This is a genomic window from Elstera sp. (assembly GCF_044372965.1).
Classification (GTDB): Bacteria; Pseudomonadota; Alphaproteobacteria; order Elsterales; family Elsteraceae; genus Elstera.
In genome coordinates this window covers 1-9113 of sequence record NZ_JBILQX010000147.1, presented here as the reverse complement: position 1 = coordinate 9113, position 9113 = coordinate 1, and the positions used below count along the sequence as shown (strand labels likewise).

General features: G+C 62.3%; 11 protein-coding genes. 6 read left to right on the top strand and 5 right to left on the bottom strand.

Translation table 11 applies throughout. The features are described from left to right. Positions 1–421, bottom strand: a 421-nt coding sequence (locus tag ACIQ36_RS15435; protein WP_395830907.1) for a bleomycin resistance protein, incomplete at its 3' end; no start/stop codon positions are given. A gap of 3 nt (positions 422–424) precedes the next feature. Then, positions 425–1357: a 2-hydroxyacid dehydrogenase gene (locus ACIQ36_RS15430; RefSeq protein ID WP_395830905.1), complete on the bottom strand. Its 933-nt coding sequence runs from the start codon at positions 1355–1357 to the stop codon at positions 425–427. A 144-nt stretch (positions 1358–1501) separates the two neighbouring features. Between ACIQ36_RS15430 and ACIQ36_RS15425 the strand changes: the two genes are divergently transcribed. Beyond that, the gene (locus tag ACIQ36_RS15425) at positions 1502–2626 is read left to right on the top strand and encodes a hypothetical protein (protein WP_395830903.1); all 1125 of its coding nucleotides are present in this window, start codon (positions 1502–1504) and stop codon (positions 2624–2626) included. 9 nt (positions 2627–2635) lie between these two features. Further along, entirely contained in the window at positions 2636–4018 is a 1383-nt protein-coding gene (locus ACIQ36_RS15420; protein ID WP_395830901.1) for a protein adenylyltransferase SelO, read from the top strand. On the opposite strand, the gene ACIQ36_RS15415 is transcribed toward ACIQ36_RS15420, so the two are convergent. Next, the gene (locus tag ACIQ36_RS15415) at positions 4010–4474 is read right to left on the bottom strand and encodes an Lrp/AsnC family transcriptional regulator (protein WP_395830899.1); all 465 of its coding nucleotides are present in this window, start codon (positions 4472–4474) and stop codon (positions 4010–4012) included. The genes ACIQ36_RS15420 and ACIQ36_RS15415 overlap by 9 nt on opposite strands. Before the next feature lie 110 nt (positions 4475–4584). On the opposite strand from ACIQ36_RS15415, the gene ACIQ36_RS15410 reads away from it, so the two are divergent. Together ACIQ36_RS15410 and ACIQ36_RS15405 are read left to right on the top strand one after the other, a co-directional pair. Further along, positions 4585–5475, top strand: a complete 891-nt coding sequence (locus ACIQ36_RS15410) for a DMT family transporter (RefSeq protein ID WP_395830897.1) — start codon at positions 4585–4587, stop codon at positions 5473–5475. Between the two features lie 24 nt (positions 5476–5499). After that, complete coding sequence (locus ACIQ36_RS15405; RefSeq protein WP_395830895.1) at positions 5500–5976, top strand: YbaK/EbsC family protein; 477 nt, start codon at positions 5500–5502, stop codon at positions 5974–5976. 1 nt (position 5977) lies between these two features. Here the strand turns inward: ACIQ36_RS15405 and ACIQ36_RS15400 are convergent, their stop codons facing one another. Both ACIQ36_RS15400 and ACIQ36_RS15395 read right to left on the bottom strand, forming a co-directional pair. Beyond that, a complete protein-coding gene (locus tag ACIQ36_RS15400) occupies positions 5978–7021 on the bottom strand; it encodes an NADP(H)-dependent aldo-keto reductase (RefSeq protein ID WP_395830893.1) in 1044 nt (347 codons plus the stop codon). Between the two features lie 27 nt (positions 7022–7048). Continuing rightward, entirely contained in the window at positions 7049–7756 is a 708-nt protein-coding gene (locus ACIQ36_RS15395) for an arylesterase (RefSeq protein WP_395830891.1), read from the bottom strand. Here ACIQ36_RS15395 and ACIQ36_RS15390 point away from each other — a divergent pair. Together ACIQ36_RS15390 and ACIQ36_RS15385 are read left to right on the top strand one after the other, a co-directional pair. Continuing rightward, positions 7755–8426 carry an ABC transporter ATP-binding protein gene (locus ACIQ36_RS15390; protein ID WP_395830889.1) on the top strand — a complete coding sequence of 224 codons (672 nt, stop codon included), beginning with the start codon at positions 7755–7757 and terminating at the stop codon, positions 8424–8426. The two genes, ACIQ36_RS15395 and ACIQ36_RS15390, sit on opposite strands and share 2 nt — an antisense overlap. Further along, on the top strand, positions 8423–9113 hold a 691-nt coding region (locus tag ACIQ36_RS15385), incomplete at its 3' end, for an ABC transporter permease (RefSeq protein ID WP_395830887.1). The genes ACIQ36_RS15390 and ACIQ36_RS15385, both read left to right, overlap by 4 nt.

The following is a 9113-nucleotide window of genomic DNA, read 5'->3' as shown; positions in this document are numbered from 1 at the left end:
CCCGCGCGGGGCGGGTTCCGAGTGGCTGAATGAAGCGTAGCAGATAGCCGTCTGGGTCTTGTACGAGCAACTCCATTTGCCCGTGCTCAATATCGTTTTCGCGGTACCAGGCGGTTTGCGCGTCCTGAAAGAGCGGAACCTGAGCCGCCGCCAATCGTGCCGTGAGGAGGTTCAAGTCCTCGACTTCAATTTGAAGATTGATACCGCGACCGAAGGGCTTTTCGAGCGCGGCGGTGCGCCCAGCGGTTTCTTGCTGTTCCAGCATGATCTGCGCCCCATCCCAGTCGAGATAGGCGAACCCATCTTCGGGGCGGGAGAAGCGGCAGGTGAAGCCAAGTGTATCGCAATAGAAAGTTAGGCTGGCCATAAGGTTCGAGCAAGCGAGTTCGGGAACCAATTTGGCCCAGGTTTCGACCGTCATGCGTCAATATCCCTTGGTTCGATCCACGACCCCTACCATTGCCTCGCCCCGCTCGAACGCCGCGATGTTGGCCGTAATCTGCGCAATCGCGGGACCGGGCAAGGTCGCCGCCGAGGCGTGCGGCGTGACGATGACGCGCGGGTGGTGCCAGAACGGGTGATCCGGCGGTAGCGGCTCTTGATGGAACACGTCTAACAGAGCAAAGCGCAGCGCGCCCGAATTGAGCCGGTCTAGCAGCGCCGCTTCATCAACCAGCGCGCCGCGCGCGAGATTGATCAGGCTCGCGCCCTCGGGCAGCAGGGCCAAATGTTCCGCCGACAGAAGGCCCCGTGTTTCTTCGGTCAAAGGCAGCAGCACGATCAGGACGTCGCAACTCCTCAGGAACGCGGGCAGGTTTTCCAGCCCGGCATAGGTCTGCACCCCCTCGACGCTGCGAAAACTGCGGCTCCAGCCCGACAGCGAAAAGCTGAAAGGCCGTAACTTTTCGATCACACCCAAGGCGAGCGCGCCGAGGCCGAGAATGCCGATACGGGTTTCGCCAGGCTCGCAAATGCCGGGATCGGCCCACACGGCGCGCTTTTGTTGCTCAGCCATCACATCGAAACGGCGGTGGACGTGGAGCACCCCATAGAGCGCATATTCGGCCATTTGCGCCGCCATACCGCCATCAACGATCCTTACGATCGGCACGTCTTTCGGCATGCCTTGGTGGGGCAGCAGCGCATCCACCCCCGCGCCGAGGTTGAAAATCGCCCGTAATCCGGTGAGCCCGTCAAAAAAATCCACCGGGGGGCGCCACACTAGCGCGTAAGGGATTTGGGCCAGCGTTGCGGCGTCCGTCTGGCCCCACAGGTGAACCTGGCGCTGCGGCATATGGGCTGTCAGCGCTTTTAACCAAGGGGCGGGGTCGCCAGGGGTTGTGAGCAGCAGGGACAAATCCCTATCTCCTGAATGCGTTACGGGGCTTGCATCCAAACCCGATAGAAGAGGATTGGCAAGCCGATGAGATTGCGCTACGTATTACGTCTGTGAATCCGAAGTCTTAGCGATTTTAGCTAAAACCTTGAAGTGAGACTGATTATGGTTCCGACACCGAGTGGAATTGATGTGCTGGCGGAGCGCCTGGTCGAGCTGGTTTCGCCGCCGCGCGAAGATGAGTATCGCTATTGGCGGGTCAACCCTCGGCACGGGCTGGCGATTACCATCGGGCTCGGGATTGCGCTCGGCCTGCTGATGCCCTTGGCCATTGGCAAGACCGCGCGCGCCGACACCAATTTGACCCTGCTGTTCAGCGGCGATGTTGCCTCGCGCATGGAGCCGTCGAAGAGCGACGGCACGCCGTGCACGCTGGAAGAGCGCGCGACCGATGCGTGCTTGGGCGGTTTGGCGCGGCTTGCCGGGCAAGCAAATCTGGAGCGGGCGCGGTCTGGAACCGTGTTGCTGCTGGACGCCGGGGGCCAGTTCGGCGGTACCGCGTTTTGGAACCAGCATAAGCAGGACGTGTTGGCGGAACTCATGAACCGTGCGCGCTTCGATGCGATGGCGGCGGGGCCGGCGGAGTTTTCCGAAGGCTCGGAAGTCTTGGGGAAATTCATCCGCACGGCGCAGTTCCCGATTTTGGGGGCGAATATCAGCACCGACCGCGACCCGTACCTGAAAGACCAAATCTATCCGATGCTCTCGACCGACCGGGGGGCCCAGCGCCTCGGGTTGCTCGGGATTGCCGATCTCAATATCCCGCAAAAATCCAAACCCTCGCCGGGCGTGCTGTTCACGCCGATCGAGGCAAAAGCCCCCTTCTGGCTAAAGCAATTGGGCTTTATGGGCACGAAAACCGTCGTCGCGGTCTCCTCGGCGGGGATCGAGAAGGATAAGGATATTGCGGCGCGCATTGCCGGGATCGATGTGATCATTGGCGTTTCGGGCAAGGGTGCCCATGTAGGAGCACCGCCCGCCGCCGCGCCGCAAGTTGTCACCGGCCCCGCAGGCAAGCCCGTGCTGCTCGCACAAACCGCCTCCTTCGGCCACTACCTCGGCAAGCTGTCGGTGACGTTCGATAGGGATGGCCACCCAAAGAGCTGGAAGGGCGACCAAATCCGCCTGGACCGCACCGTGCCGGAAGACCCCGATATCCATGCGCAGGTCGAAGCCTATGCCGCCGCTTTGGGCACGCGGCGCACCCAGCTAAGCCAGCTTCCCCAGTAGTCCAAGAACGTGCCGCCCGCGCCCGACTATCGCCCCAGCCGGTCCCATGCCGTGCTGGGGCCGGATTTCTACGACCCCGTTCCGGCGGCGGCGTTTCCCCAGCATATCCTGCGCTGGCGCAATCAGCGCGCGGCGGAAACGGTGGGGCTCGACGCGCTGACCGAAGCGGAATGGACCCAGCATTTCGGGCGCTTCCAGCCGCTGCCGGGGAGTTTCGAAACCCCGCTGGCCCTGCGCTATCACGGCCATCAGTTCCGCCATTACAATCCTGATCTTGGCGATGGGCGCGGGTTTTTGTTTGCGCAGCTTTACGAGGATAAGGGCCGCTTGCTCGACCTTGGCACCAAGGGCAGCGGGCGCACCCCCTATTCGCGCGCGGGCGACGGGCGGCTAACACTGAAGGGCGGCGTGCGCGAGATTCTGGCAACGGAACTCTTGGAAGCGCGCGGCGTCAATACCTCCAAAAGCTTCAGCCTCATTGAAACCGGCGAGGCGCTGCACCGGGGCGACGAGCCGAGCCCAACGCGGTCTTCCGTGCTGGTCCGCCTTAGCCATTCCCATATCCGCATTGGCACGTTTCAGCGCTTGGCCTATTTGAGTGAGACGCAGGCCATCGGGCGCTTGATCGAGTATACGTTAGCGACCTATTGGCCGCAGATCGACCCCGGCCCGGTTCCTGCGCTCACGCTGCTGGCCGAGGTGATGGCGGCGGTCGCGCAAATGGGGGCGCAGTGGATGGCGGCGGGCTTCGTTCATGGCGTGCTCAATACCGATAATATCAATATCACCGGCGAGAGTTTCGATTACGGCCCGTGGCGGTTTTTGAAAACCTACGATCCGCGTTTCACCGCCGCTTATTTTGACGAAACCGGGCTTTATGCCTATGGCCGCCAGCCCAGCACACTGCTGTGGAACCTAGAACGCTTCGCCGAATGCCTGATGGATTTCGCCCCGGAATCCGCGCTGGTGGCGCAGTTGGAGCGGTTCCAAGATATCTTCCGCCCGGCCTTGCGCGCGGCCTGGTTCAAACGCTTGGGCCTGCTGCAAGGTGAGCTTGATAGCGATCTTGCCTTTCTTTCAAACCTCTATCAGTTTTTGCTCGATAGCGGCGCGGGCTTTGAGCAAATAATCTTCGATTGGGTCGGCGCCGATCCCGCCCGCGCGGCCCTCAGCCCGCAAAGCGCGCTTTACGCGCGGCCCGACTTCGCCCCGATCCGTTTGGGTCTTGAAACCCGCGCCGATCCTGCCGCCGTTGCGCCGCGCGGCAACCACCCCGCCGATCTGCCGATTGAGGAGGTGGAAGCGCTGTGGGCTCCCATCGCGACCGCTGACGATTGGTCGGCGTTTGAGGCTAAGATTGCGTCGATTCGGGCCAATCTCACGTTAGCCTAACGGCGGCAACCGCCGGGGCACCGGTGATGATTTAATGATTGCCGTATTGGTTTCCGCCCGCTCGATCAGCGGCTCCAGCACCACATCCAACTGTTCGATGTCGCGCAGCACCACACGGGCGACGAAGCAATCATCGCCCGTCACCTTGTCGCATTCGATCACGGCGGGTTCGTCTTCGAGCAGGCGCTGCACCCAGTGTAACTGCCCCGGCAGGGGCCGCACGCGGATGATCGCTTGGAGGCCGTAGCCCAGAGTTTTGAGATTGAGATCGACCGTATAGCCCGCCAGCAAACCGCTACTCTCCAACCGCCGTAGCCGCTCGGCGACGGAGGGCGGTGACAAGCCGACCAATTGAGCTAGAGCGCTCACCGGCTGGCGGGCATTCTCGGCGAGGGCACGGATTAGAGCGGTATCGATCGCATCCAGCGCATTGGATAGAGGGAAAGCCTGTTTCATGGTTTTGCCTTCGATAAAAAGGTGTAATCCGAGTTTATCCTTTTTCTATCCATATAATCCAGCCCCGCCGCTTGGCATTCTAGAGGCATCGCTTTTGCCCTAAGGAGGGGATGATGATGCAGGAGATCGACCGGCGCGGCGTAACCGAAATGGTTGCCGCGATGCTCATTTCGGGAACGATTGGATGGCTGGTGCTCGTTTCCGGGCAAGACCCAGTAACGGTGGTGTTTTTTCGCTGCTTGATCGGTGCGCTCGTCTTAAGCTTGCTGGCGCGCCGCCTGCCGCCGACGCTCTGGACCCAGCGGACGCTGATTCTCGCCGGGATTGGCGGCTTAGCGCTGGTCGGCAATTGGCTGCTGCTGTTTGCCTCCTTCAGCCGCGCCTCGATTTCGATGGCGACTGCCGCCTATAATGTGCAGCCGTTTATCCTGGTAGCGCTCGCGGCGCTGGTACGGCGGGAGGCTTTGCCGCTGTGGAAATTTATCTGGCTGTCGGTCGCCTTCGGCGGGTTGCTGCTGGTGGTGCAGGTGGAGCCGGACGTGTTGCTGGAGCCGGGGGCCTATCTCACCGGCATCGCTTTGGCGCTTGGCGCGGCGTTTCTCTATGCCGTCTTCAGTCTGATTACCAAGCAACTCACGGGGATCGCCCCCCAGCGCCTCGCCCGGCTGCAACTGGTCATCGGCACGGTCATTCTGGCACCGATGCTCGCCTGGCACAGCCTGCCGACCGCGCCGCAAACCTGGGGGGTGCTGGTTCTGCTCGGCGTCGTTCATACCGGGCTGATGTATGCCCTGCTGTACAGCGCGCTTCAGCGCTTGCCGACCAGCCTAACGGCGGCGCTATCGTTCATCTATCCGATTGCCGCGATTCTGGTTGATTATGTGGCTTTCGGGCAGAAGCTGCACCCGAGCCAAATCATCGGCGGCGCGCTCATTCTGACGGCGGTGGCGGGCGTCTCCTTCGGGTGGTCGTTTAAGAAGCGACTCCCTCTTGAGGCGTAAGCGGAGTTTGCTACACTCTTCGGCATGAAACCCGCGACAGCCCCAACGGCCCTGCGCGTCCAAGCGTTGCTCGGCCCCGATTTCACCGTTTATGAGTTCGACCGGCCCACGCGCACGGCCCAAGAAGCGGCAGACGCTTTGGGCTGTGCGGTGGCGGCGATTGCCAAATCGGTGATCTTCAATGCCCCCGACTCCGACCGGTCGGTCTTGGTCGTCACCTCCGGCAGCAACCGCGTTGATGAAGCCAAGGTGGAAGCCGTTATTGGCGAGCGCCTCGCCCGCGCCGATGCGGCTTTTGTCCGGGAGCGCACCGGCTATGCCATCGGCGGCGTTTCCCCGGTCGGTCATGCCGTGCCGGGGATCGTGCTGATCGATCAAGATTTGATGGATCTGCCCGAGTTCTGGGCCGCCGCTGGCACCCCCACCAGCATTTTCCGCCTGACGCCGGACGATCTGGTTCGATTGACCGGCGGGCAGGTGGCGGACGTGAAAGCCGACTAATCTAGGGGCAGGGGTAGGGGTGGACCTGATGGGCCGCCTCGATCTCGCTCAGAACCTCGGCGCTTAGCGTCACCTCAGCACTGCGGATATTGGCGTCGAGCTGCTCAAGATTGGTCGCGCCAATGATATTGCTGGTCACGAAGGGGCGGCTGTTCACATAGGCGAGCGCCATTTGCGCCGGGTCTAGCCCATGGCGGCGGGCAATCTCCACATAGAGTTTCGCGGCGGGTTCGGCTTGCGGGGTGAAATAGCGGGTGAAGCGGTCGAACAGCGTGAGCCGTGCGCCTGCGGGGCGCGCCCCGTCGAAATATTTCCCCATCAGCACGCCCATGGCGAGCGGCGAATAGGCGAGCAAGCCGACCTCTTCCCGAATGGCCATTTCCGCGAGACCGACCTCGAAGGAGCGGTTCAGCAGGCTGTAGGGATTCTGGATCGAGACCACGCGGGGCAGATTGAGGTTTTCCGCCGCGCGCAGAAACGCCATCACGCCCCAGGGGGTTTCGTTGGAAAGCCCCAGCGCGCGCACCTTGCCCGCTTTCACTAAATCGGCCAGCGCGGTTAGCGTTTCTTCAATGGGCACAGCATCGGGCGAGGGGGTATGCACATAGCCCAATTGGCCGAACATATTCGTCGCCCGATCCGGCCAATGGATTTGGTAGAGATCGACGTAATCGGTTTGCAGGCGCTTCAGGCTGGCATCGATGGCAGCCTCGATATTGGCGCGATCAAGCTTGCGCCCTTCCCCGCGCACGTGCGGCATGGAACGCCCGCCGCCCGCGACTTTCGTCGCCAGCACGATTTTATCGCGCACGGCGGGCCGCTTGGCCAGCCAAGTACCGATATAGGCTTCGGTCAGTCCTTGGGTTTCCGGGCGCGGCGGTACCGGGTACATTTCCGCCGTATCGATAAAATTCACCCCCCGATCCAGGGCAAAATCAAGCTGAGCGTGGGCTTCGGCTTCCGTATTCTGTTCACCCCAGGTCATGGTGCCAAGGCAAATCAGGCTCACCTGCATATCGGTGCGCCCTAAGCGTCGCAGTTCCATAAACGCCTCATTGCTAAATCGAAATAATCAGGATTGAGCCAAAAGGCTCAAAACGGAGGGTAAAATACGGTCGATAACAGTGTTTACGCCCGCTTCGTTCGGGTGAATCCCGTCCGCCTGGTTAAGCTGAGGATTGGCGGCCACCCCGTCAAGGAAGAACGGATAAAAAGCGACCTTGTGTCGCTCCGCGAGCCGCGCGAAGACCGAATCGAAGGCGCTTGTATAGGCGCTGCCGAAGTTCGGCGGGGCGCGCATCCCAGCGAGCAATATTTTGACATTCGCCGCCTTCAGCTTCACCAAAATCCCATCGAGATTGGCTTCCATCTGCTGAGGGTCCAGCCCGCGCAGCCCATCGTTGCCGCCGAATTCGACGATGGCATGGGTGGGTTTGTCGGCGAGCATCCAATCGAGCCGCGCCAAACCGCCCGCGCTGGTATCGCCCGAAACGCCGCCGTTGATAACGGTTACGGGCAAGCCTTTCGCCTGTAAAGCCGCCTCCAGCTTTGCCGTAAACCCGGCGCGGGCGGGCAGCCCATAGCCTGCCGTGAGGCTATCGCCAAAGGCCAGCAGGCGGATGGGTTGGGTTTGGGCCTGGGCCATGGTGCTTCCGAAAACCGAAAGGCAGGCGAGCAGGGTTAAGAAACCGCGCCGCCCCCGTTGCACGGCCTCGGTTTTGCCCCATTTGTAAGGCTCGTTACTGGTTTTCATCTCTGGCCCTAGAGTGCGCATGCCCATGATCCAACTCCGCAATGTACAGGTGAAGCTGGCGAGTGCTGCCGGTGAGGTCAATATCCTGCGCGGGGTCGATCTCGCGATTGCACCGGGGGAGAGCGTCGGCATCGTCGGCCCCTCGGGTGCGGGCAAGTCGACCTTGATGATGGTGGTCGGCGGTTTGGAGCGCGCGAGCGGCGGCGAAGTGGTGGTGGCGGGCGTTGAACTGGGCGGGCTGAGCGAGGATGATCTCGCCCTGTGGCGGCGCGAGACGGTGGGCATCGTCTTCCAAGCCTTCCGCCTGATCCCAACGATGAACGCGCTCGAAAATGTTGCCGTACCCCTGGAGCTCGCGGGTAAATCCGATGCTTTCGCCCGCGCCAAAGAGGCTTTGGAGCAAGTCGGTCTCGGCCATCGGCTTACCCATTATCCCGATCAGCTCTCGGGGGGCGAGCAACAGCGCGTGGCCCTGGCGCGCGCTTTCGTCATTCAACCGAAACTCCTAATTGCCGACGAGCCAACGGGCAATCTCGACGGCAGCACGGGCACGGCGATTATGGACCTGCTGTTTAGCCTGCGCGACCGGTTCGGCACCACGCTCTTGCTCGTCACCCACGATGTCGGCCTCGCTCAACGCTGCGACCGGGTCGTGCGGGTGAAAGACGGTCTCATCGACGCCGGGGGTGCCGCATGAGCCCCGCCCTTACTTTCGCCCTGCGCGAGTTGCGCGGGGGTGTTGCCGGTTTTCGCATTTTCCTCGCCTGTCTGACGCTGGGGGTCGCGGTGATTGCCGCCGTTGGCAGCCTGTCGGCGGCGATTGTGGCGGGGCTTGAGCGCGATGCGCGCAGCCTGCTGGGCGGCGATGTGACACTGCGGCAGGTGCATCGCCCGATCAGCGACGATCAACGGGTGTGGCTTCAGGGCCAAAGCCTGCGGATGACCCACTCCATCGAAATGCGCGCGATGGCGGTGCGGCCCGATGGCGAGCGGCGCTCGCTCGCGCAGTTGAAGGCCGTGGATGGGAATTATCCGTTGCTGGGCAGCGTCGAAACGGCCCCCGCGACGCCCCTTCCTGCGCTTCTGGCCGCGCAAGATGGCGTTTTCGGCGTGGTGGTGGATGAAGTTCTGCTCGCACGGCTCGGGTTGAAGCTCGGGGATAGCGTGCAAATCGGCGAAGGCCGGTTCCGCATTACCGGAACACTCTTGAAGGAGCCGGATCGGTCCGCAGGGCCGCTCGATATCGGTCCGCGCGTGCTGATTGCCGACGCGGCGATTGCGCAAACGCAGTTGCTGCAACCGGGCAGCCTTGCCGAGTTCCATTATAAGCTTGCCCTGAAACCGGGGGTGAGTGCGGCGAGTTTCCGCACGGCGCTTACGGAAA